The 23,876-nt window shown below is 75.7% G+C and carries 15 protein-coding genes; 9 read left to right on the forward strand and 6 right to left on the reverse strand.

Annotated features, from left to right (window positions below):
• Positions 1 to 125 precede the first annotated feature (125 nt).
• The 3 genes from ACIA8O_RS34065 to ACIA8O_RS34075 all read right to left on the reverse strand — a co-directional run bounded on the left by ACIA8O_RS34065 (position 126) and on the right by ACIA8O_RS34075 (position 1,735).
• A complete protein-coding gene (locus ACIA8O_RS34065) occupies positions 126 to 797 on the reverse strand; it encodes a response regulator (RefSeq protein WP_396297891.1) in 672 nt (223 codons plus the stop codon).
• Between the two features lie 109 nt (positions 798 to 906).
• Positions 907 to 1,140, reverse strand: a complete 234-nt coding sequence (locus ACIA8O_RS34070; RefSeq protein ID WP_396297892.1) for a hypothetical protein — start codon at positions 1,138 to 1,140, stop codon at positions 907 to 909.
• Between the two features lie 274 nt (positions 1,141 to 1,414).
• Positions 1,415 to 1,735, reverse strand: coding sequence for a hypothetical protein (locus ACIA8O_RS34075; protein ID WP_396297893.1), 321 nt, complete (start codon positions 1,733 to 1,735; stop codon positions 1,415 to 1,417).
• 265 nt (positions 1,736 to 2,000) lie between these two features.
• Between ACIA8O_RS34075 and ACIA8O_RS34080 the strand changes: the two genes are divergently transcribed.
• Entirely contained in the window at positions 2,001 to 3,005 is a 1,005-nt protein-coding gene (locus ACIA8O_RS34080; protein WP_396297894.1) for a LuxR C-terminal-related transcriptional regulator, read from the forward strand.
• A 41-nt stretch (positions 3,006 to 3,046) separates the two neighbouring features.
• Here ACIA8O_RS34080 and ACIA8O_RS34085 read toward each other — a convergent pair whose 3' ends face one another.
• Together ACIA8O_RS34085 and ACIA8O_RS34090 are read right to left on the reverse strand one after the other, a co-directional pair.
• On the reverse strand, positions 3,047 to 3,592 hold the full coding sequence (locus tag ACIA8O_RS34085) for a dihydrofolate reductase family protein (RefSeq protein ID WP_396297895.1): 546 nt from the start codon (positions 3,590 to 3,592) through the stop codon (positions 3,047 to 3,049).
• A 110-nt stretch (positions 3,593 to 3,702) separates the two neighbouring features.
• On the reverse strand, positions 3,703 to 4,689 hold the full coding sequence (locus tag ACIA8O_RS34090; RefSeq protein ID WP_396297896.1) for a DUF5937 family protein: 987 nt from the start codon (positions 4,687 to 4,689) through the stop codon (positions 3,703 to 3,705).
• 124 nt (positions 4,690 to 4,813) lie between these two features.
• Here ACIA8O_RS34090 and ACIA8O_RS34095 point away from each other — a divergent pair, with 124 nt between their 5' ends.
• Positions 4,814 to 6,055, forward strand: a complete 1,242-nt coding sequence (locus ACIA8O_RS34095) for an MFS transporter (RefSeq protein ID WP_396297897.1) — start codon at positions 4,814 to 4,816, stop codon at positions 6,053 to 6,055.
• Between the two features lie 99 nt (positions 6,056 to 6,154).
• Here ACIA8O_RS34095 and ACIA8O_RS34100 read toward each other — a convergent pair whose 3' ends face one another.
• The gene (locus ACIA8O_RS34100) at positions 6,155 to 7,663 is read right to left on the reverse strand and encodes an MFS transporter (protein WP_396297898.1); all 1,509 of its coding nucleotides are present in this window, start codon (positions 7,661 to 7,663) and stop codon (positions 6,155 to 6,157) included.
• A 106-nt stretch (positions 7,664 to 7,769) separates the two neighbouring features.
• Between ACIA8O_RS34100 and ACIA8O_RS34105 the strand changes: the two genes are divergently transcribed.
• The 7 genes from ACIA8O_RS34105 to ACIA8O_RS34135 all read left to right on the forward strand — a co-directional run bounded on the left by ACIA8O_RS34105 (position 7,770) and on the right by ACIA8O_RS34135 (position 23,873).
• A complete protein-coding gene (locus ACIA8O_RS34105) occupies positions 7,770 to 8,738 on the forward strand; it encodes a helix-turn-helix transcriptional regulator (RefSeq protein WP_396297899.1) in 969 nt (322 codons plus the stop codon).
• A gap of 170 nt (positions 8,739 to 8,908) precedes the next feature.
• Complete coding sequence (locus ACIA8O_RS34110; RefSeq protein WP_396297900.1) at positions 8,909 to 10,279, forward strand: MFS transporter; 1,371 nt, start codon at positions 8,909 to 8,911, stop codon at positions 10,277 to 10,279.
• Between the two features lie 159 nt (positions 10,280 to 10,438).
• On the forward strand, positions 10,439 to 10,636 hold the full coding sequence (locus ACIA8O_RS34115) for an MbtH family protein (protein WP_396297901.1): 198 nt from the start codon (positions 10,439 to 10,441) through the stop codon (positions 10,634 to 10,636).
• 19 nt (positions 10,637 to 10,655) lie between these two features.
• Positions 10,656 to 14,210 carry an amino acid adenylation domain-containing protein gene (locus tag ACIA8O_RS34120; protein WP_396297902.1) on the forward strand — a complete coding sequence of 1,185 codons (3,555 nt, stop codon included), beginning with the start codon at positions 10,656 to 10,658 and terminating at the stop codon, positions 14,208 to 14,210.
• A 10-nt stretch (positions 14,211 to 14,220) separates the two neighbouring features.
• Positions 14,221 to 15,270, forward strand: a complete 1,050-nt coding sequence (locus ACIA8O_RS34125; protein ID WP_396297903.1) for a MupA/Atu3671 family FMN-dependent luciferase-like monooxygenase — start codon at positions 14,221 to 14,223, stop codon at positions 15,268 to 15,270.
• Positions 15,271 to 15,273: 3 nt separating this feature from the next.
• Positions 15,274 to 19,908 carry an amino acid adenylation domain-containing protein gene (locus tag ACIA8O_RS34130; RefSeq protein ID WP_396297904.1) on the forward strand — a complete coding sequence of 1,545 codons (4,635 nt, stop codon included), beginning with the start codon at positions 15,274 to 15,276 and terminating at the stop codon, positions 19,906 to 19,908.
• A complete protein-coding gene (locus ACIA8O_RS34135; RefSeq protein ID WP_396297905.1) occupies positions 19,905 to 23,873 on the forward strand; it encodes an amino acid adenylation domain-containing protein in 3,969 nt (1,322 codons plus the stop codon). The genes ACIA8O_RS34130 and ACIA8O_RS34135 overlap by 4 nt, the downstream gene beginning before the upstream one ends.
• The last annotated feature ends 3 nt before the right edge of the window (positions 23,874 to 23,876 follow it).

Here is a 23,876-nt window from a genome sequence, read left to right on the forward strand (position 1 = left end):
TTGCCGCAGTGCCCGGACATGCCGATGCCCCGCCGTGGAGTGGCGGGGCATCGGCATGTCCGTGGGTTTTTCCGGGCGTGGGCCAGGACGGCGGCCGGAGTGTCGGCCCGGGCGTCGGACGGGTTCTAGAGCCAGCCGTTCTCGCGGGCGATCCGGATCGCGTCGCAGCGGTTGCGGCCGTGGGTCTTGGCGATGGCGGCCGAGACGTAGTTGCGCACCGTGCCGGGGGAGAGCGACAGGGCGGCGGCGACCTCCGAGATGGTCGCCCCCTCGGCCACGTGGCCCAGCACCGTCAGTTCGCGCGGGGTGAGCGGGACGGCGGCCGGCCGGACCACCTCGGCGAGCAGCCGGGGGTCGTAGACCCTTCCGCCCCGGGCGAGTTCGCGGACGGCGGAGATCAGCGCGCCCGGGGGCACGTCCTTGAGCAGGATGCCGGCCACCCCGTCGGCGACCGCCCGCTGGAGGTCGGAGGAGCGCGGCACCGCGATCAGGAGCAGGACGGCGGTCTCCGGGGAGCGGTCGCGGATCAGGGCGGCGGTGGCGGGTCCGCCCGGCCCCGGCAGGTCCAGGTCCAGGACCGCGACGGTCGGCCCGGTCCTGGCGGCCTCGGCGGCGGCCTCCTCGGCGGTGTTCGCCTCGGCGACCACGGCGAGGTCGGCCTCCCGGTCGAGCAGGGCTCCCAGTCCCGAGCGGAACAGGTGGTGCCCGTCGGCGAGCAGGACGTTCACGTTGGTGGTCCCGGGGGTGGTGCCCGGGGCCGAACGGTACGGCGGTTGGTCCAGAAGAGGGGTGATCATCCGGCTACCTCGGTGACGGGGAGTGTCGGGAGAACAGGCGGACCGACGAACGGTCAGGCGGTGCGACGGGTACGGCTGGTGGTGCTGGTGCGCTGCTCAGGGGTTCGGCTCACCCCCAGCCCCAGGTGCCCTGGGTGCCGGTGGGGATCGGGGACGGGACGGCGCTCGAGGCGGGGGCGGGCTCGCCGGTGGTGACGTTGTCGGCCGTGTCGCCGGGGGCACCGTCGGCCGTCATGACGGTGGCGGCGGCCGGGGTGCTGTCGGCCAGCTGGAGGGCGGCCGTGCCGGTCAGGATGCTGAAACCCAGGGCGACAATCGTGAGGAAACGGACCTTCTGCGTCATGGGTGTGCCCAACCTCTCGCGTTCGACTTGAACCCCGGGCTGCTTCCGGAGATCGAAGGGGTGCGGCCGACGTTCCCACCGGGCCCCCTGGGGGGCTGCTGTCCCGGTTTCCGGTCCGTCGTTCTTGCCGACACCATGAGATTGGCCGCCCGGGGTGGTCCCTGTCAGCATCCGGAGCTGGCACCAGAGTGCCGTGACACCCTGAGGCCAGCTCGGGTGATTTGGTGCCACGGCGGTGACGGTGGGCCTGACCTGCGGGAACGCCCGATCGGGGTCAGGGCAGGCTGGGAAGCTCGTGGAGGCCGAGCGCGAGCCGGGAGTCGGCCTCGCAGTGCAGAAGGTGCCAGCCGTCCAGCACGCTGCCCGGGGTGGTCAGTTGCTGCCAGGCCTCGCGCAGCCCGTCCTCGGCGGCCAGCAGACCGCCGGCCACCACGAAGACCACCGCGTCCACCGACTGCGCCGACACCCGGATCCGCGCGTGGCTGAGCCGGGCCGGGCCCCGGAAGCCGCGCTCCAGGCCGTCCCGTACGTCCGGTGCCGCCGGAAGGCGGGCGGCGGACCCGCTCGTCCCCAGCTGGGCGCGAATGGCGTACACGGAACACAGCCTGATGCACCGTCGGCCGTACGACCGGCAGTTGGTGGTGGCATTTCCCCGCCTGGCACCAACATGTCGCGGTCCGCGGCGCCGTCGTCTTCACGGTTCATCCATCGGATCGCCGCGATTGTCCGGAAGACTGTTCTAAGTTCCGTCAGGTGACGCTACGCTGACCGCCTGTCAGTACGGCTAGCGGGCACGCCGGTCCGATGTCCGGTCCCACGGGGGAGGGTTTGATGTGTTCCGACCTTCTGGCGACGGAACGTTGACCGAGTTTCGGCCGATCGGGCTCGACCCGTTCGGCGAAGCCGTGTACCGGACGATGCTGCTCCACCCGGAACTGGACACCCAGGGCATCGCCGCCCGGTTGGAGGCCCCCGAGGCCGACGTCAAGGCGGCCCTCGACCACCTGGCGGACCTGGCGCTCACCAGACCCACCGGCGCCGAGGACCGCTGGCGGGCCGTCAACCCGGAGCTCGGCCTGGCCACCCTGCTGGCCCTCCAGGAGGCCGAGGCGGCCCGCCGCCAGCAGGAGATCGAGCGCAGCCGGGCCACCATGGCCGGCCTGATCGCCGAGTACGCGAGCGTCCGCACTCCCACCAGCCAGACCGGCGTCGAGCTGATCTCCGACCTCGCCGAGGTCCGCGGCCGGCTCGTCCAACTCGCCTCCGACGCCACCGCGGAGGTGCTCGCGCTGGCCCCCGGCGGCCCGCAGCCGCCGCAGGTCATGGAGGCCAGCCGCGTGCTCGACCAGGAGACCCTGGAACGCGGCGTCCGGATGCGCACCATCTACCAGGACAGCGTCCGCAACGATCCGGCCACCGTGCAGTACGCGCGCTGGCTGCACGGGCTGGGCGGGGCCGTGCGCACCACCCCCACCCTGCCGCTGCGGATGATCCTGGTCGACAACGCCACCGCCATCGTCCCGATCGACCCGGAGGACCCGCGCAAGGGCGCCGTGCTGCTGCACAGCCCCGGGGTGATCGCCGCGCTGCGCGCGCTCTTCGAGCAACTCTGGGACCAGGCAAGGGTGCTGGGCGAGACCGTGCAGCGCGACCCGCACGGCCTCACCGCCCAGGAGCGCGAACTCCTCCGCCTGCTCGCGGAGGGCCTCACCGACGAACGGGCCGGGCAGCGGCTCGGCGTCTCGCTGCGCACCGTCCGCCGCATGATGGCCGACCTGATGGTCCGGGTGGACGCCCGCAGCCGCTTCCAGGCCGGCATCCAGGTCGCCGCCCTCGGCTGGCTCGGCGAGCCCACCTCCCGCTGAGCCACCGGCTACTGAACCTCCGGCCGCCGAACCCCCGGCCTCTAGGCCGGGGCGTGCCGGGTGAGGACGGTGCGGCCGTCGAAGGTGCGGGCCTCCAGCAGGGTGAGCGGGGTCCGGCCGGGCGCGACGGGGAAGGTCCGGCGGCCGCCGCGGAGCAGCACCGGGTGGGTGACCACCTGGTGCTCGTCGACGAGACCCCGCTCGGCGAGGACGGAGCCGCCGAACAGCACCAGGTCGTGCCCGGCCGCCTTCAGGGCGGCGAGCTCGGCGGCCGGATCGGCGGAGATCACCCGGGCACCGTGCCCGGCCTCGCCGAGGGTGCGGGAGACCACCACCTTGGCGGCCTTCCGCCAGACCGGCGCGAAGGCCAGGTCGTGCGGGTCGTCCGAGTACCGTTCGGCGTTCGGCCAGAAGCCGGCCATCATCTCCCAGACCTTGCGCCCGTACAGGAAGACCGTGCCCTCCGGGGTCAGCGCCTGCGAGTGCGCGGAGAGTTCGGGCCCCATCGCGGGCCAGTCGAAGGCCCCGTCGGGGCCCTCCATGTAGCCGTCGAGGGACTGGTGCACCAGGTGGACGAGCTTGCCCATGACGGGCTCCCTTCGGTGGTGTCTGCGAACTGCCTTCGCCCTTCTGTCGGTGCGGCCGGGCGGTTCTCGACACGGCCGGAGGACTTTCTCCGGAGATTTCTTCCGGACCGTCAGGCCGGGGCCGGTGCGCCGCCGTCGAGGAGGGCCTCGCCGAGTGGGGTGCGCAGGTAGAGCACGGTGCGTCCGGTGCGGTGGGAGGCGGTGAGGCCGGCGGCGCGCAGGGTGGTGAGGTGGTGCGAGACGGTGGGGGCCGGCATGCCGGTGCGGGTGGCCAGTTCGGTGGTGGAGGCGGGGGAGCCCAGCTCGGCCAGCAGCCGGGCGCGGGAGCGGCCGAGCAGGGCGGCGAGGTGCTCGGGGGTGTGCGCGGGCGTGCTCTCCCAGAGGGCGGCGGCGCCGCGCGGCGGGTAGATCAGACCGGGCTGGTGCGGCGGGTTGCTCTGCGAGTAGACCCCGGGCCAGAGGAAGGCGGTGGGGACCAGCACCAGCCCCCGCCCGCTGCTCAGGGTGCGGGTGGCCTCGAAGCGCGGGTGGCCGATCCGCAGGGTGTCGTCGGCCCAGCTCACCTTGGGGTGCAGCCCGGCGAACAGCTCGGCGGCCCCGCCGCGCGCCATCAGCCGTGCGCGGTACAGGACTTCCCCCTCGACCAGCCGCTGGATCCGGCTCCAGTGCGGCTGCACGGCCACCGCCCAGTAGGCCCTGATCTGCTCGGCCAGTCGGGACAGTCCGGCCGCCGGGCGCCGGTGCAGGGCGGCCACCGGCGGCGGGAGCGGGCCGCCGATCCGGTCCAGGTCGCGCCGGACGGCGGCCGCCGGGGTGGCCAGCAGGGTGGCCAACTCCTCGTCCAGGGTGGGTGATCCGGTCTCCGGTACGGGGGTGAGGAAGTCCGGCACGTAGAGGGTGGGGATCGGCACCAGGGCCAGCAGCAGGGAGAGGTCGGTGCCGGCCAGGGCGGCGCGGGTGGTGCGGGCCCAGCCGAGGTGGATGCCGTGGGCACCGGGGTCCTGGAGCGCCTCCAGGCTGGTGACCACCTCCAGCAGCGGGGAGTGGCCGAAGCGGGTGCGGGCCAGGTCCTGGGCGGAGAACTCCAACGTGAGCACGCACTGCCTCCCGGGACGATTCGAGCAGGATGAAATCCATGGGCGGCGCCGCCCGTCGGCGGCAGGCTCTCACCGAGGCCGGGGGCGAGTCCAGCGGACCGGCCCGGGCAGCGGGGAGCGGCACGTGTGGAGCAGGGTGCGGGAACGGGCGGGGCTGCCGAGGACGGACGGGAACGGGCGGCTGGCCGGTGCCGCCGTGATCGACAGTCTGGGCAGCGGCCTCGTGCTGGCCTTCGTCCTGGTCTACTTCGCCCGGACCACGGAGCTCTCGCTCCCGGTGATCGGCGGGGCGATCACCCTGGCCCGGCTGCTGGCGGCCCCGGCCGCGGTGGTCGTCGGCCGGCTGATCGACCGGTACGGGGCCCGGGCGGTGGCCCTGGCCGGGAACCTGGTCTCGGCCCTCGGCTACGCGGGCTTCCTGGCGGGCCGTCAGTTCTGGCAGCTCGTGCTGGTGGTCTGGCTGACCCAGCTGGGCGCGGTGATGTACTGGACCGCGAGCAGCGGCCTGGTGGTGCTGGCGGTGGCGGAGGACGGGCCGGAACGCACCCGCTGGTTCGCGCTGCTGCACATGCTGCGCAACGCCGGGATGAGCGTCGGCGGGGCGCTCGGCGCGCTGCTGGTCGGCGTCGGCGGCACGGCCGGGCTGCGGGCGGTGGTGCTGGTGAACGTGGTCAGCTACCTGGTGGCGGCCCGGCTGCTGCACGCCTGGCGCCCGGCCGGGGAGACCGCCGCACCGGGCCCGCGACCCGGCGGCGGCTACGCGGTGGTGCTGCGGGACCGGCGGTACCTGCTCTTCGTGCTGGGCAACCTGGGCTTCGTGTTCGCCGCGCTGGTGCTGAACGTACTGCTCGCCGTGCACCTCACCGAGGGACTCCACCTGGGCGCCTGGATCGCCGGAGCGCTGCTGGTGCTCAACGGCGTGCAGGTGACGGCCACTCAGACGGCGGTGAGCCGGTGGCTGGAGCGGTACCGGCCGGAGCGGGTGGTCGCGGCGGCCTGCCTGGTGAACGCGGCCGCGTTCACGCTCTTCGCGGTGCTCGGGGCCGTCCCGGGGTGGGCGGTCGGGGCCGGGCTGGTGGTCGCGATGCTCGCCTACACCTTCGCCGAGACCGCGGCCACGCCGGTGGTCAACGCACTGAGCGTCTCGCTCGCGCCGGAGCACCTGCGCGGCCGGTACCTGGCGGTCTTCCAGCTCTCCTGGACCTTCGGGCAGACCGTCGCCCCCGCCCTGCTCACCTTCCTGCTGGCCCGCGGTGCCGCCCTTCCCTGGCTCTTCCTGGCCGCCGTCAGCCTCCTCGTGGCCTCGCTCTGGCACACGGTGATGCCCTCAGGGGTGCGGGGAACCGCGCGTAGCGGAAGTCGATGACCCGTGTGCCGGGTACGGAGCTTCACCTGCAAGTGAGTGTCCGTACCCGGCACACGGGTCTGTGTCTTCCGCCGCGCGCGGTTCCCCGCGCCCCCGGCCTCACCGTCCGGTGTGCCCCCGGCGGGGGAGGGCGAAGACGAGCGCGAAGACCAGCAGGAGGCCGGCCGCCACCCACCAGAGGGCGTGCTGGAAGGCGTCCACGAAGACCGGCCCCATCGCCGTGGTGGCCGGGTCGGCGGCGTCGACCACCGTGAAGAAGGCCACCGAGGAGAGCCCGAGGCCGAGCGCGAAGCCCAACTGCTGGGTGGTGTTGACGATTCCGGAGGCCGAGCCGGAGTGCTCGCGCGGTACCTCGGAGAGCACCAGATCGGTCAGCGGGGCCACGATCAGCCCCATCCCGAGGCCCATGAGCACCAGCGGCAGCGCCATCTGCCAAGGGGCGACGGCCAGTCCGTACCGGTCGGCCTCGGCCAGGTAGACCAGGGTGCCGGCCGCCATCACCAGGGCGCCCGCCTGGAGCACCTTGCGGCCGAACCGGGGCACCAGCACCTGGACCGAGATCCCGGCCGCCACCGAGACCGCGAGGGAGAACGGCACCCCGCTCAGACCGGCCTTCAACGCGCTCCAGCCGAGGCCGAGTTGCAGGTAGAGGGTCCAGACCAGGAAGAAGATGCCGGTGGCCAGTCCGAAGCAGAGCTGGACCCCGATCCCGCCCGCGAAGCTGCGCACCCGGAACAGCGCCAGCTCCACCAGCGGCGAACCGTCCTTGCGGGTCTTGGCCCGCTCGTACACCACGAACAGCGCCAGCACCGGAAGGCTCAGACCCATCGAGACGAAGCCCCAGAGCGGCCAGCCGGCCTCCCGGCCGTGGGTGAGCGGGTAGAGCAGCATCAGCAGGCCGACGGCGCCGATCACCATGCCGACCAGGTCCAGCTTGAGCGCCTTCGGGGCGCGGGACTCGTCGACGTACTTCAGGCCCATCAGCAGACCGGCCACGCCGATCGGCAGGTTGACCAGGAAGATCGGCCGCCAGCCGAGGCCGAACAGGTCCCACTCCGTCAGCAGGGCGCCCAGCAGCGGGCCGAGCACCGCGCCCATGCCGACCATCGCGCCGAACAGCCCGAAGACCTTCCCCCGCTCCTCGGCCGGGAAGGAGACGTGGATGATCGAGAGCACCTGGGGCACCATCAGCGCGGCCGTGGCGCCCTGCAACACCCGGGCGGCGACCAGCACTTCGGGGCTCCAGGCCAGGCCGCAGAGGGCCGAGGCCAGGGTGAAGCCGGTGATGCCCAGCAGGAAGAGCCGCTTGCGGCCGTGGATGTCGCCCAGCCGTCCGCCGGTGATCAGGCCGACCGCGAAGGCCAGCGCGTACCCGGCGGTGATCCACTGGAGGGCGCCGAAGCCCGCGCCCAGGTCCTGCTGGATGCTCGGCATGGCGATGTTCACGATGGTGACGTCGACCAGGTCCATCAGGCTGGCCGTCATCACCACCGCGAGCGCCAGCCAGCGCCGCCGGTCGGCTGGAGGAGTGACGGGAGCGGCGGCGGGAGGGGCATCGGGAGAGGCGGCGGGAGGCGCCGCGAGGGCGGTGTCGGTCGCGGGTGGCATGGTGGGGACTCCTTCGGCAGGGACGCCGCGCGTCGGCTGGGAACGGTCCGAAGGTAGTGGCCATCTAGGTCAGATCCTGGCCGCTTCGTCCGCCATGCTGGATCCCATGACGGACACCCCGGCCAGGCTGCTGAGCCTGCTCTCCCTCCTCCAGACCCCGCGCGAGTGGCCCGGCAGCGAGCTGGCCGACCGGCTCCGGGTCAGTCCGCGCACCATCCGCCGCGACATCGAGCGGCTGCGCGATCTCGGCTACCCGGTGGAGGCCACCAAGGGCGCGATCGGCGGGTACCGGCTGGTGGCCGGGGCCGCGATGCCGCCGCTGCTGCTGGACGACGAGGAGGCGGTGGCCATCGCGGTCGGCCTGCGGGCCGCTGCCGGGCAGGCGGTGGAGGGCATCGAGGAGGCCTCGGTGCGCGCCCTGGCCAAGCTGGTCCAGGTGCTGCCCTCCCGGCTGCGGCACCGGGTCGGCTCGCTCAACGCGGCCACCGTGCCGATGGTCGGGGCCGGCCCCCGGGTCGACCCCGAGGTGCTCACCGTGCTGGCGGCGGCCGCCTCGGGCCGGGAGCGGCTGCGCTTCGGCTACCGGGCCGGGGACGGTGCCGAGACCAGGCGGCTGGTCGAGCCGCACCGGCTGGTGGCCGCCGGGCGGCGCTGGTACCTGGTCGCCTTCGACAACGAGCGGGACGACTGGCGGATCTTCCGGGTGGACCGGGTGAGCGCGCCGCAGCCCACCGGGGCCCGCTGCGCCCCCAGGGAGCTGCCCGCCGAGGACGCCGGCGAGTACGTCCGGGCCCGGCTGCACGCCCGCCCCCGCACCTACGAGGCGGTGGCCGTGCTGCACGCCCCGCCGGAGCGGGTCCGCGAGCGCCTCGGCATGGCGGAGGACGAGCTGACCGCACTGGACGGCGGCCGCACCCTGCTGCGCACCCGCTCCGACTCGCTGGAGTGGATCGGCATCCGACTGGCCACCCTGGGCTGCGAGTTCGAGGTGCGCGAGCCGGCCGAACTCGTCGACCACCTGCGCGAACTGGCCGCCCGCGCGCTCCGCGCGGCCGAGGCCTCCGGGCGCGGCTGACCACCGGGGAGGGGTCGCGCGATACCCGTCTCACGGTCCGTCAAATCCCTTGATAACTGACGGAATTGGGCCTTGATCACGTCAAGTTGCTGTGGCACGGTGTCTGGGCGGCGAGGTCACGGGCAATCCCCGGGGGTCGGTCGTTGGTCCGCTACGGAGGACGGAGCACCATGCAGAACGCGGGTTTCCTCAGCCGGTTCGACGGGATGGGCCGGTTCGGCATCGTCTGGTCGGGGCAGGTGGTCACCCTGGTCGGCAACGCCGTTCTGCGGTTCGCCTTCGTCGTCCAGGCCTGGACCTCCGGCGGGGAGGCCACCCGGGTGGTGCTGCTCTCCATCTGCGCGCTCCTGCCGCAGATGCTGCTCAGCCCGGTGGCCGGTGCCCTGGTGGACCGGGTCAGCAAGCGGACGGCGCTCCAACTCGCCGACCTGGGCGGCCTGGTGGTGGTGTCGGGCCTGACCGCCCTGTACTTCCTGGGTGACCTGCGGCTCTGGCAGGTCTACCCGACGGTGGCCCTGCTCGGCGCCGCCGCCGCGTTCCAGTACCCCGCGCTCGCCTCGGCGGTGCCGCTGCTGGTGGCGAAGGAGCAACTCCAGCGCGCCAACGGCCTGTTGGCCACGGCCAAGAGCGCCTCCGACGTGGTCGGCCCGGCGCTGGCCGCCGTGCTGGTGACCAGCGGGAGCCTCGGCCTGGTGCTCTGGGTGGACCTGGTGAGCTTCGCCCTGGCGCTGCTCACCGTCCGGCTGGTCCGGCTTCCCGCGGCGGTGGACGCCAAGGCCCCGGCCGGGCCGCGCCGCAGGCTCAGCGCGGACTCCGCCGAGGGGCTGCGCATCCTGTTCGGCCAACCCAGCCTGCGCGGGCTGATCCTGGTCTTCTTCTCGGTCAACCTGGTGATGGTCTTCGGCTTCGCGGTGGTGCAGCCGATGATCCTGGCCCGCACCGGCAACCAGCCGGGGGCGCTGGCGGCCGTGATGACCAGCATCGGCATCGGCGGCATCGCCGGCGGACTGCTGCTGGCGGCCTGGGGCGGCCCGAGGAACCGGGTCCGGGGGATGACCCTGGGCATCATCGGCATGTGCGTCAGCGCCCAGATCCTGATGGCCACCGCCCGCTGGGTGCCCGCCTGGTGCGCGGCGATCCTGGTCGGCGCCCTGCTGATGCCGATCGTCAACGGGACCATGCAGGCGATCATCCAGACCAAGGTCCCGAAGGACCGTCAGGGCCGGGTGTTCGGCGCGGTCCTGTTCGTCTCGCAGATCTCCTCCCCGCTGGCGATGGCCTTCTCGGGCCCGCTCGCCGACCGGGTCTTCGAACCGCAGGCCGCCGAGGGCGGCGGCCTGGTCGGCCTGGCCCGCCCGCTGGTCGGCACCGGGCCGGGCACCGGGATGGCCACCATGCTGCTGCTCGCCGGCGTCCTCGGCACGGCCGCCGCGCTCTGGGGCATGGCCAGCCGCAACGTCCGCGACATCGACCGCCTGCTCCCCGACCTCGACGCCGACGAGCCGTCCGGCACCGAGCGGCGCGAGAGCGCCGACGCCTGAACCCGCGCACCACCCGCCCCTTCCGACCGACCGTCGACCTCCTCCCCCGGCCCGGAGCCCCCGTCCGGCCGCGGGCGCCCCTGCCCGGCCACCCCTGCCCGGCCACCCCCAGGTCCACCCCACGTCCGCTCCGGCACGACCGACCCGGAAGGCTCCGCCATGACCACCAACCCGTTCGAGGACGAGTCCGGCCGCTACCTCGTGCTGGTCAACGACGAGGACCAGCACTCGCTGTGGCCCGAGGACATCGCGGTGCCCGGGGGGTGGCGGACGGCCCACGGCCCGGACGGCCGGGCCGCCTGCCTGGCCTACGTCGAGGCCAACTGGACCGGGCTCCGCCCCGGCCCCGTCTCCTGAGGTGGACGCGCGACCGAGCGTGAGACCGCTGCCGGGCACCGTGCACGGCCTGGGCACCGCGTACGACCCGGGCACCGTGCACGGCCTGTTCGAGGAGCAGGCCGCCCGCACCCCGCGGGCGATCGCCCTGGTGGCGGGCGAGGAGCGCATCAGCTACGCCCGGCTGAACGCCCGGGCCGACGAGCTGGCCGGGGTGCTGGCCGGGCGGGGGGTGGCCGGCGGGCTGGTCGGCATCCACCTGGAACGCGGCACCGGCCTGGTGGTCGCGGTGCTGGCCGCGCTCAAGGCCGGGGCGGGCTGTCTGATGCTCGACCCGGCCCACCCCGAGGAGCGGCTGCGCACCCTGGCGGCCGAGGCCGGGGTGGCCGCGGTGGTCGCGGCCACCGCCGAGCGGGCCGGCCGGATCGCCCCGGCCGCCCACCCGGTGGCCGTCACCGACCGGGCCGCACCGCTGCCGCGGGGCGCGGGCGGGGCCGGTCCGCGGAGCCTGGCCTGCGTGATGTTCACCTCCGGCTCGACCGGCCGCCCCAAGGGAGTGGCCGCCCCGCACGCCGCGGTCGTCCGGACGCTGGCCGGGCAGACGTACGCGCCGTTCACCGGGGGCACCGTCTGGCTGCAGTGCGCGCCGGTCTCCTGGGACGCCTTCGTGCTGGAGCTCTGGGGCGCGCTGCTGTTCGGCGGCACCTGCGTGCTGCACCCGGGCGGACGGCCCGACCCGGTGGTGATCGCCGGGCTGGTGGCCGAGCACCGGATCACCGCGATGTACCTCTCCAGCAGCCTCTTCGACGTGGTGGTGGACGACTGTCCGGCGGCCCTCGCGGGCGTGCGCCACCTGCTGGTCGGCGGCGAGGCGATGTCGCCCGCGCACGCCGCGCGGGCGCTGGAGCGCTTCCCCGGGCTGCGGCTCTCCAACGGCTACGGGCCGGTCGAGTCCATGGTCTTCGTGACCACCCGTCAGGTCACCGCCGAGGACGCGGCCGGGCCCTCGGTGCCGATCGGCCACCCGATCGCGGACCGGCGGGTGCACGTGCTGGACGCGCGGCTGCGGCCGGTGCCGGACGGCGTCCCCGGCGAGCTCTACGCGGGCGGCGCCGGACTGGCGGACGGCTACCTGGGCCGCCCCGGCGCGACCGCCGAACGCTTCGTCGCCGACCCGTACGGCCCGCCCGGTGCCCGGATGTACCGGACCGGCGACCTGGTGCGCCGCCGCCCCGACGGTGCGCTGGAGTACCTCGGCCGGGCCGACCGGCAGGTGAAGATCCGGGGCTTCCGGGTCGAGCCGGGCGAGGTCGAGGCCGTGCTCTCCCGGCACCCGGCGGTCGACCGGGCGGTGGTGGTGCCGCACCGGGACGCCACCGGTGAGCTCCGGCTGGCCGCCTACCTGACCGGCGCCGGCGTGGCGGCGGCGGAGGTGGCGGAGGTCAGGGCACTGGCCGGGCGCGAGCTGCCCGAGCACCTGGTGCCGGCCGCCTTCGTCCGGCTGGCGGCGCTGCCGCTGACCGCCAACGGCAAGCTGGACCGGGCCGCGCTGCCCGAGCCCCCCGCCGCCCGGACGGCGCTGCGCCCGGTGTCCCGCCCGCCGCGCGGGGAGGTGGAGGAGGCACTCTGCCGGCTCTTCGCCGAGGTGCTCGGGGTGGCGCGGGCCGGGGCCGAGGACGGCTTCTTCGACCTGGGCGGGGACTCGCTGAAGGCCGCCCGGCTGGTCGGCCGGGCGTACACCGAGCTGGGCGCCGGGTTCGGCGTGCGGGCCGTCTTCGAGACCCCCACCCCGGCCGGGCTGGCCCGGCTGGTGGACGGCATCCGGCCGCCGGACCGCCCGCCCGTGGTGGCGGCCCCCGGCGGCCCCGGGCTCTCCCCGGCGCAGCTGCGGCTCTGGCTGCTGGACCGGCTCGAAGCCGGCCCCGCCTACACCCTGCCGGTGCTGACCCGGCTGCACGGCCCGGTCGACCCGGAGCGGCTCCGGACGGCCCTGGTACGGCTCGCCGAGCGGCACGAGGTGCTGCGCACGGTCTTCCCCGCGCCCGGCGGCGAGCCGGTGCCACGTGTACTGGACACCGGACCGGGCCTGACGGTGCACCGGGTCACGGCCGCCGAACTGCCGGGGCTGGTCGCCCGGTCGGCCCGGCACCGGTTCGACCTGGCCACCGAACTCCCCGTGCGCGCCGAGCTGTTCAGCACCGGTCCGCAGGAGCACGCGCTGCTCCTGGTGCTGCACCACATCGCCGCCGACGGCTGGTCGCTGGCCCCGCTGCTGCGGGACCTCTCGGCCGCCTACGAGGGCCGCAGCGGGGAGCCGCTGCCGCTCCGGTACCCGGAGTACGCGGCCCGGCAGGCCGCCCGGCTCGGCGACCCGGCCGATCCGTCGAGCCTGGCGGCCGGTCAACTCTCCTACTGGAAGCGCCAGTTGTCAGGGCTGCCGAGAGAGGGCCTGCGGCTGCCCCGGCGGCCGGGCCGACCGGCGCTGCCCGGACCGGCCGCCGAGGCGGTCGAGCGCTCGGTCGATCCGGCCGGGCGGGCCGCGCTCGGCGCGCTGGCGGCCGGCCACCGGGCCACCCTGTTCATGGTGCTGCGGGCCGCCTTCGCCCTGGTGCTCGGCCGGGCCGGGGCGGGTGAACTCCCCACCGTGGGAGCCCCGGTGGCCGGGCGCGGCCGGGAGGGGGCGGAGGAGCTGGTCGGCTTCTTCGTCAACCTGCTGGTGCTGCGGGCCGACCTGACCGGCGACCCGACCGTGGGCGAGCTGCTGGCCCGGGTCCGGGAGACCGACCTGGCGGCCCACGACCACCAGGACGTGCCGTTCGAGCTGGTGGTCTCGGCACTCAACCCGCCGCGCTCGCCGGGCCGGCACCCGCTGGTGGACGCCGTGGTCGTGCTGCAGAACAACCTGCGCGGCGAGCTGGCGCTGCCCGGGGTGGCGGCGGAGACCGAGGTGCTGCGCACCGGCGCCGCCCGGTTCGAGCTGCTGCTGGAGGCCGCGGAGCGGCCGGACGGCGGGCTCGCGCTGGTGCTGGAGTACCGGAGCGAGGTCTTCGGCCGGGCGGTGGCGGAGTGGTTCGCCGACGCGCTGGTGGCGGCCCTCACGGCGATGGCCGCCGATCCCGGGGCCCGGCTCTCCGCACTGTCGCTGCCGGAACTCCCGCCCGGGGCCGTGCCGGTGGGCGCCTCCGCCTCCGAGGGTGAGGACGGGGACGGTGCGGTGGCCGGATCGGGCGGGCCCCCGCGCGGCGGGCTGGAGCGGCGGCTCGCCGAGGTCTGGGCCGAGGTGCTCGGGCTCGAACGGGTGGGCCGGCACGAGGACTTCTTCGCGCTCGGCGGCAACTCGCTGCGCGCGGTCCGCGCGGCCGCCCGGATCACCACCGCGGAGGGGCGGCCGGTCACCGCCGTCCAGCTGTTCGCCGCCCCGACCGTCGCCGGGCTGGCGGAGCACCTCGCCACGACGGCCGCCCCCCACCTTGACGGTCCGTCGGTCGGCGGCCCCGCCCCGGTCATCCCCCGCCTGCCGCGCATCCCCCGTGCCCGTCCCACCCCCAACCCTGTAACCCCCGTCCCCGCACCGACCGCCTCCGGTGAGGAGTGAGCCCCCGCCCATGGACCTCAGCGTGATGTTCTTCGGCGCCGACGACGCCGGAGCCGACACCGACCACGCCGCCACGTACCGGGACGTCCTGGCCGTCGCCCAGGAGGCCGACCGCCTCGGGCTGACCGCCGTCTGGACCCCCGAGCGGCACTTCCAGCGGGTCGGCCAGGTCTTCCCCAGCCCTCCGGTGCTGAGCGCGGCGATCGCGGCCACCACCGAGCGCATCCAGGTCCGGGCGGGCAGCGTGGTGCTGCCGCTGCACCACCCGTTGCGGGTGGCCGAGGACTGGGCGGTGGTGGACAACATCTCGGCCGGCCGGGTCGGCCTCTCGGTCGCCACCGGCTGGCACTCCACCGACTTCGTGCTGGCCCCCGGCCACTACGCGGACCGGCGGGAGCGTGCCCTGCGCGACATCCCGCTGCTGCGCCGGCTCTGGGCGGGGGAGGAGGTGGAGTTCACCGACGGCACCGGGAAGCCGGTCGCGGTCCGGCCCCAACCCCGGCCGCACTCCCCGCGGTTGCCGATCTGGATCACCAGCTCGGGGAACCCGGAGACCTGGGTCACGGCCGGCCGCCTGCGCACCAACGTGCTGGCCGCCACCATCGGCCAGACCCGGGAGGAGCTGGCCGAGAAGATCCGCCGCTACCGCGAGTCCTTCGCCGCCGCACCCGAACAGCTCGGCACCACCGGGCGCGGGACCGTGACGCTGATGGCGCACACCTACGTCGGCGAGGACGACGCCGAGGCCGTCCGGACGGCCGGCGCACCGCTCCGCCGCTACCTCAAGTCCTACGTGGCGCAGACCGCCGCGAACCGCACCGACGACGGCCGGGCCGCCGCCCTCACTCCCGAACAGACCGATCAGCTGGCCGAGTTCGCGCTCCGCCGGTACCTGAAGTGGGGCGGGCTGCTCGGCTCGCCCGACCGCTGCCGCCGCGTCCTGGCCGACCTGCGCGACCTGGGCTGCGACGAGGTGGCCTGCTTCGTCGACTTCGGCCTCGGCCGGGACGAGGTGCTGGCCGGGCTGCACCGGCTGGCCGCACTCCGGAAGGACGTCTGACGCATGAACAGTTCGATGGCCGCCCGCTTCGCCGCCCTCGGCAGCGGACAGCGGGTGAAGCTGCTCGCCCGGCTGGCCGAGGCCGGCCGGCTCGGCGAGATCCCGGACGTGGTGCCCAAACGCGACGAGCGGGACGGCCCGGTCCGGCTCAGCCCGGCCCAGGAGGACCTCTGGGTCTACGAGTCGCTCTATCCGGAGAGCGCCGCGCTCAACCTGTGCTGCGCCTACCACTTCGACACCCCGGTCCGGGCCGGGGACCTGGAGCGGGCGCTGACGATCGTGCAGGAGCAGCACGACGTCCTGCGGATGCGGATCTCCGGCGAGGCGGGCGACCTGCGGATCGACTTCCCGCCGGTGGAGCCCTTCGTGCTGGAGCGGGTGGACCTGCGCGACACCGGCCGCACCCTGGAGGAGTACCTCGCCGAGTTCAGCCGGGGCACCTTCGACCTGGGCCGGGACCGACTGGTCCAGGGCCGGCTGGTCACCGTGGACGAGCGCCGCACCACCCTGGTGCTGCGGCTGCACCACATCGCCACCGACTGGTGGTCCTTCGACGTGCTGCACACCGAGTTCACCGAGGCCTACCAGGCGGTCCGGGACGGCAGGCCGCTCGGCCGGACCCGTCCCGAGATCCAGTACGCCGACTTCGCCTCCTGGCAGCGGGAGTTGGAGAGCGCCGGGGTCTTCGAGGCCAGGCTCGGCTTCTGGCGGCGCTACCTGGGTGAGCCGCCGGCCCCGCTGACCGTCGGACGGGCCGGCCGGCCGCTCGCGCCGGGCGAGGGGCGGCCCGGTATCCGCCAAGTCCCGTTCCACGTCGGGACGGAGACCGAGGCGGTGCTCCGGGCCTTCGCCCGCGAGCACGGCGCCACCGTCTACCACGTGCTGATGAGCGCCTTCGCCGTGCTGGCCCACCGCCTCAGCGGCGAACGGGACCTGGTGCTCGGCACCCCGACCGCCAACCGCTCGGCCAAGGGCCTGGAGCGGGTGATCGGCTACGTGATGAACTCGGTTCCGACCCGCTGGCGGATCGGCCCGGACACCACCTTCGCCGAGCTGGTGGCCCGGTTCGCGGCCGACTTCCCCGCGGTGCTGGCCAACGCCGACCTGCCGGTCGGACGGATCGTCACCGCGCTGGACCCGGAACGGGTGCCGGGCCGGTCGCCGCTGTTCCAGTGGGTGTTCATGCACCTGCCCCGGCAGGAGAGCGTCCGGCGGCTGCGCGAGATCGCCGAACCCGAGCGGATCCACACCGGTGGCGAGCACGACGTGGTCGGCATCATGCGGGACGTCGAGGACGGCATCGCGGGCACCCTGGAGATCCGCACCGACCTCTACCCGCCGGAGCTGGTCCGGCACTGGGCGGACGCCTTCACCACCCTGCTCGCCGGACTGCTCGCCGATCCGGACGCCCCGGTCGACCGGATCGAGCTGCTGACCTCGCCCGAGCGGGCCGCCCTGCTCGCCGGGGAGGAGAGCACCGCCGAGCCCGCCTCACCGGCCTCACTGCTCGCCCGGCAGGCCGCCGCCACCCCGGACGCCCTCGCACTGGACGGCGACGTCCGGCTCGGCTACGCCGAGTGGAACGACCGGGTCGGCCGGCTCGCCGCCGCCCTGGCGGCCCGCGGCCTCGGGCCCGGGCAACTGGCCGCGCTGGCCCTGGGCCGCTCGGCCGCCACCCTGACCGCCCTGCTGGCGGTCCAGCGGGCCGGTGCCGCCTACCTGCCGGTCGACCCGGACCATCCGGCCGAGCGGATCTCCTTCCTGCTGGCCGACGCCGCGCCCGCGCTGCTGCTCACCGACCGGGCGACCGCGGCCACGCTGCCGCCCACCGAGGTCCCGGTGTTCCTGCTGGACGGCGAAGCGGGCGAGGGCGGCGCGGGCGGCGCGGACAGCCCGGACGGCGCGGGTGCTGCGGACCGGCGGCGGGCCGAGCCGCTCCCCGCCGACCCGGTGCGCCCCGACGGCCTCGGCTACGTCATCCACACCTCCGGCTCCACCGGCCGCCCCAAGGGCGTGCTGGTCGAGCACCGCGGCATCGCCGCCCTGGCCGAGGCGCTGACCGCCCGCTTCGGGCTCACCCCCGACGACCGGGTGCTCCACCTCGGCTCGCCGGGCTTCGACATCACCGTGATCGAGCTCTGCCTGGCCCTCGGCTCCGGCGCCACCCTGGTCGTCCCGCCACCCGGCCCGCTGGTCGGCGCCGAACTGGGCGCCTTCCTGACGGAGCGTCGGATCTCCTGCGCGATGGTCCCCCCGACGGTGCTGGGAGCCGTCCCGGCCGCCGGGTACCCGGAGCTGACCTCGCTCGGTCTCGGCGGCGAGGCCTGCCCGCCCGGCCTGGTCGCGGCCTGGGCCCGCCCCGGCCGCCGCCTCCTCAACCTCTACGGCCCGACCGAGGCGACCGCCGCGGTGACCGTCAGCGACCCGCTGGTGCCCGGCCCCGCCGCCCCGCCGATCGGCCGCGCCTTCCCCGGCGCCCGGGTGTACCTGCTGGACGAGCGGCTGCGCCCGGTGCCGGCCGGTGTCCCCGGTGAGCTCTACCTCGGCGGCGGGGCGGTCGCGCGGGGCTACCTGGGCCGCCCGGGCCTGACCGCCGAGCGCTTCGTCGCCGACCCGTACGGCGCCCCCGGCAGCCGGATGTACCGCACCGGGGACCTGGCGCTGCGCCGGGCCGACGGGCAGCTGGACTTCCTCGGCCGCGGCGACGACCAGGTCAAGCTGCGCGGCCTGCGGATCGAGCCCGGCGAGGCGGCGGCCGTGCTGGCCGCCCACCCCGCCGTGGCCCGGGCCGTGGTGGTGGAGCGGGACGGCCGGCTGGTCGGCTACCTGGTGCCGGAGCCCGGCGCCGTGTTCGACCCGGCCGGGCTCACCGCACACGCGGTGGCCACCCTCCCGGCCCATCTGGTGCCGTCCGTCCTGGTCCCGCTGGAGGCCCTGCCGGTCACCGTGCACGGCAAGCTGGACCGCTCCGCGCTGCCGGCCCCCGCCACCGGGCCGCGCGAGGACGGCCGGGCGGCCGACGGGGCGGCGGAGGAACTGCTCTGCGCGCTCTTCGCCGAGCTGCTCGGCGTCCCCGGCGCCGGGCCCGAGGACGGTTTCTTCGAGCTGGGCGGCGACTCCATCACGGCCATCCAGCTGGTCTCCCGGGCCCGGGCCACCGGTCTCGGCCTGAGCCCCCGTGACGTCTTCACCGCCCGCACCCCCGCCGCGCTCGCCCTGCTCGCCGGACCGGTCGCCACCGGCCCGGCCGAGGACCCGCAGGAGGGCACCCTGCCCGCCACCCCCGTCCTGCACTGGTGGCGGGAGCAGGGCGGCCGGCTGGAGACCTTCACCATGTCCGCCCTGTTCCCGGCCCCGGCCGGAGCGGAGGCGGCCCGGGTGGCGGCCGCGCTGCGGGCCCTGACGGCCCGTCACGGCATGCTGCGGATGCGGTTGGTGGCGGACGGCCGGATCGAGGTGCACGGGGCGGCACCCGAGCCCGCGCTCACCCGGGTGGAGGCCACGGCCCTGACCGGGCCGGAGCTGCGCGCCGACGCGGCGGAACGGGCCGCCGCCACCGCCCTGGACCCGCGCGAAGGGCGGGTGCTGGCCGCCACCTGGTACGACCGGGGGCCGGAGCGCGAGGGCCGTCTGCTGCTCACCGCACACCACTTCGCGGTGGACGGAGTCTCCTGGCGCGTCCTGGCCGACGAGCTGGCCGTGCTGCTGGCCGACCCGGCCGCCGAACTGCCCCCGCCCGGCACCTCCTTCCGCCGCTGGGCGCGGCTGCTGGCCGAGGGCGCCGAGGCCGCGGCCGCCGAACTCCCCTACTGGACCGAGGTGCTGAGCGGCGGCGGGGCGCCCGGGCGCCGCCCCGGCCGGGACCGGACGGTGCACCGGGCCGAGCTGTCGCCGGAACTCACCGCGCGGGTGCTGACCACCGTCCCCGCCGCCTTCCGCTGCGGGCCGGACGCGGTGCTGCTGACCGCCCTGCTGGCCGCCTCGCTGCGGCAGCGCGGCACGGGAACCTCCCTGTCGGCCGAGGTGGAGGGCCACGGCCGGGAGAGCGGGGCGCCGGACGTCGACCTCTCCGGCACGGTCGGCTGGTTCACCAGCCAGTACCCCGTGCGGTTGGACGCCGGTGCGGCCGGCGGCGCCGCCTTCTGGCGCGGCGGCCACGAGCCCGGCACCGCCCTCCAGTTGGTCAAGGACCAGCTGCGGGCCGTCCCCGACGGCGGCCTGGGCTACGGGCAGCTGCGCTACCTGAACCCGGAGACCGGGCCGGTGCTGGCCGCCCTGCCCGGGCCGGCGCTCCGCTTCAACTACCTGGGACGGACCGGGGTCTCCGGCACGGGCCCGGAGCTGCTGGACGCGGGGGACGGACTCCCGCTCGCCCACCCGGTCGAGCTGGACGCGGTGGCGGAGACCGGCCCGGACGGCCGCGAACGGCTGGTCGCCGCCTGGTCGTACGACCCCGCCCTGGCACCCGGGGTGCCGGAGCTGGCCGAGGGCTGGTTCGAGGCGCTCGCGGTCCTGGCCGCGCACGCGGACGGGCGGGGCGCGGGCGGGGCCAGCAGCTCCGACTTCCCGCTGGCCGGGCTGAGCCGGGACCAGATCGCCCTGCTGGAGGACGACTTCGACACCGAGGGGGAGTGGTGAACCGGATCGCCGACATCCTGCCCGTCACCCCGACCCAGGAGGGCATGCTCTACCAGGCCCTGCTGGAGCCGGACGGGCCGGACGCGTACCTGGTGCAGGCCCGCTTCGACCTGCCGGGTCCGGTGGTCGACCCGGGGGCGCTGCGGCGGGCCCTGGAGGCCCTGCTGGAGCGGCATCCGCACCTGCGCGGCTGCTTCCGGCACAAGGGCGTGGACCGCCCGGTGCTGCTGGTCCCGCAGCGGGTGACCGTCCCGTGGCGCGAGGTCGACCTCTCGGGGCGGCCGGACCCCTCCGGGGACGACGCCGGCGCGGCGGAGGCCGAGCTGGCCCGGCTGCTGGAGCGGGACCGGGCCGTCCGCTTCGACCTGGCCCGGCCGCCGTTGCTGCGCGCCCTGCTGGCCCGCCTGCCGGGCGGCGGTGCGGCGCTGGTGCTGACGGTCCACCACATCCTGGTGGACGGCTGGTCGATGCCGGTGCTGGCCGAGGAGCTGGCCGCGCTGTACGCGGGGGCGGAGCCGCCCCCGCCCGCCCCGTACAAGGAGTACCTGGCCTGGCTGCGCCGCCAGGACGAGGCGGCGGCGGACGAGGCGTGGCGGGAGGCGCTGAGCGGCGCCGAGCCGACCAGGGTCGCGCCCGCGATCCCCTCGGGGGCGCCGGCCGACGGTGCTCCACCCGGCGTGCTGGACGTCGAACTGCCGTCCGGGACGGGCGAGTCGCTCCGGGCCCGGGCCCGGGCGGCCGGGGTCACGCTCAACACCCTGACCCAGGTGGCCTGGGCCCTGGTGCTGGCCCGCAGCACCGGCGCCGAGGACGTGGTGTTCGGCGCGGTGGTCTCCGGCCGGCCGGCCGAACTGCCCGGCGTGGAACGGATGGTGGGCCTGTTCATCAACACCCTGCCGGTCCGGGTCCGGCTCCGGCCGGAGGAGTCGGTGGACGCCCTGGCGGCCCGGATCCAGCAGGAGCAGCTGCGGCTCGCCCCCCACCACCAGGTGCGGCTCGCCGAGGTGCAGCGGATGGCCGGGGCCGGTGAACTCTTCGACACCGTGCTGGCGTTCGAGAACTACCCGCGCCCCGAGGAGCCGGCCGAGGGCCCCCGGCTGACCGACGTCCGGGACGCCACCCACTACCCCGTGACGCTGGCCGTGGTGACCGGGGAACGGACCCTGCTCCGGCTGGCCCACCACCCCGACCGGATCGGCCGGGACGCGGCCGAGCGGCTGCTGGCCCGGCTGGTCCGAGCCCTGGAGCAGCTCGCGGAGGCCACCGGGACGGTCGGAGAGCTGGACGTCCTGCCCACGGCGGAGCGGGAGTTGCTCGCCTCCTTCCACGGGGCACCGCGTCCGGAGAGCGGGCTGAGCCTGCCGGAGCTGCTCGCCCGGCGGGCGGCCGAGACCCCCGACGCCCCGGCCCTGGTGGCCGGCCCGGTGGTGCTCAGCCGCGCCGAACTGGCCGACCGGACCGACGCCTTGGCGTCCCGGCTGGTGGCGGCCGGGGTACGGCCCGGCACACCGGTGGCACTGCTGCTGGAGCGCTCGCCCGAGCTGGTGGTGGCGCAGCTCGCGGTGGTCCGCGCCGGTGGCCACTACGTGCCGCTCGACCCGGCGCAGCCGCCCGCCCGGCTGGCCCGGCTGCTGGCCGGCACCGGCGCGCGGCTGCTGCTGGCCGGGCAGGCTCCCGCCCGGCTGCCGGAGGGCGTCCGCGTACTGGACCCCGCCGCCACCGCGGCGGAGGCACCCGACGTCGTCCTGCCGACGGTGGGTCAGGACACCGCCGCCTACGTGATGCACACCTCCGGCTCCACCGGCACCCCCAAGGGCGTGGTCACCACCCACCGCAACGTGGCCGAACTCGCCGCCGACTCCTGCTTCGACCCGGCCGCCCACCGCCGGGTGCTGCTGCACAGCCCGCAGGGCTTCGACGCCGCCACCTACGAGCTCTGGGTGCCGCTGCTGAACGGCGGCACCGTGGTGACGGCCCCGCCCGGGCGGCTCACCCCCGGGCTGCTGCGCGAGCTGATCGCCGAACACCGGCTCACCGCCCTCTGGTTGACGGCCGAGCTGTTCCGCACGGTGGCCGAGCTGGACCCGGGCGCCCTGGCCGGTCTGCGCGAGGTCTGGGCGGGCGGCGACGTGCTCGACCCCGAGGCCGTCCGGCTGGTCCGCGCCCACTGCCCGGACACCACGGTGGTGAACGGCTACGGGCCCACCGAGACCACCACCTTCGCCGCCACCCACCGGACCGGCCCCCGGGACGGCCCCGGTCCGCTGCCGATCGGCCGTCCGCTCGACAACTCCCGTGCCTACGTGCTGGATTCTCGGCTGTGCCCGGTGCCGGTCGGCGTGGTCGGCGAGCTCCACCTGGCCGGCACCGGCCTGGCCCGGGGCTACCTGGACCGGCCGGGCCCGACCGCCGAGCGCTTCGTCGCCGACCCGTACGGCCCGCCCGGCACCCGGATGTACCGCACGGGGGACCTGGCGCGCTGGACGCCCGACGGGGACCTGGAGTTCGCCGGCCGGGCCGACCGGCAGGTCAAGATCCGCGGCCACCGGATCGAACCCGCCGAGATCGAGGCCGTCCTCGCCGGTGCCCCGGGCGTCGAACGCGCCGTGGTGGTGCCCCAGCCCGACCCGGCCGGCGGCCGCCGCCTGGTCGCCTACCTGGTCCCGGCCGGAGGCGCGGCCGCCGCCGCGGGCGCGGTGCCCGCCGAGGGTGCGGCCCCCGCTGCGGGCGCGGTACCCGCCGAGGGTGCGGCGGACGGGGTCGATCCGGCAGCCGTCCGCCGTCATGCCGCCGAGCAGCTGCCCGCCCACCTCCTCCCCGCCGCCTACCTGGTGCTCCCCCGGCTCCCGCTCACCGCCCACGGCAAGCTCGACCGCGCCGCCCTCCCGCTCCCGGGCGTCACGGCCGCCGCCCCCGCCGCGCAAGCTCCCCGCACACCCCGCGAGCGGGTGATCTGCGACCTGTTCGCCCGCGTGCTCGGCCTGCCCGCGGTCGGCCCCGACACCGACTTCTTCGCGGCCGGCGGTCACTCCCTGCTGGCCATGCGCCTGTCGGCCGCCGTGGAGTCGGCCCTCGGCGTCCGGCTGCCGATCAGCCTGCTGTTCGAGGAGCCGACCCCCGGCGGCCTGGCCGACCGGCTGGACGGTGCGGGGCCGATCGCCGACGACAGCGCGGCCCCGCTGCTGACCCTGCGGTCCGGTGGCCACCGGACCCCGCTGGTCTGCCTGCACGCCGGGATGGGCTTCGGCTGGGCGTACACCGGGCTGCTGGGCCACCTGGCCCCCGGGCGCCCGATGTACACCGTCCAGTCGGCCGCCCTGCTCGGCTCCACCCGCCGCCCCGGCAGCATGCGCGAACTGGCTCTCGAATACCTGGAGTTGATCCGCAAGGTGCAGCCGGAGGGCCCGTACCTGCTGATCGGCCACTCCTTCGGCGGCCTGATGGCCTACGAGATCGCCGCCCTGCTCCGCGAGCTGGGCGAACCGGTCGGGCTGGTCGGCGCGCTGGACACCTTCCCGCTCGCCGCGACCGGCATCGAGCAGGAGGTGGCCCCGGAGTTCGTCGAGCAGGAGACCCTGCGCATCCTGCTGCGCAACGGCTCGCCCGGCTTCGTGCCGGGGGAGGGCCCGCTGACCCGGGCCGGGGCCTTCGCCGAAGTGCGCGGGGCCTACGGGCCGTTCGGCGGCTGGAGCGACCGGCGGCTGAACGCGCTGGTCGACATGCGCAGCCGGTACATCGAGCTCTCGCAGAGCTACCGCCCGCCCGCCTTCGACGGCGCGGTCGACCTGTTCTCGGCCACCGCCGAGCCGGACGGCCTGAGTTCGCGGACCAAGGCCGAGGCCTGGCTGACCGGAGCCGCCGAGGTCCGGGTGCACGACGTCGACTGCAACCACAGCGAGATCATCCGGCCCGGCCCGTCGGCCCAGGTCGCCGCCGTCCTCGCCCCGATCCTCAGGGAGTTCTGACCG

The organism is Kitasatospora sp. NPDC051853 (assembly GCF_044452665.1).
Lineage (GTDB): Bacteria > Actinomycetota > Actinomycetes > Streptomycetales > Streptomycetaceae > Kitasatospora.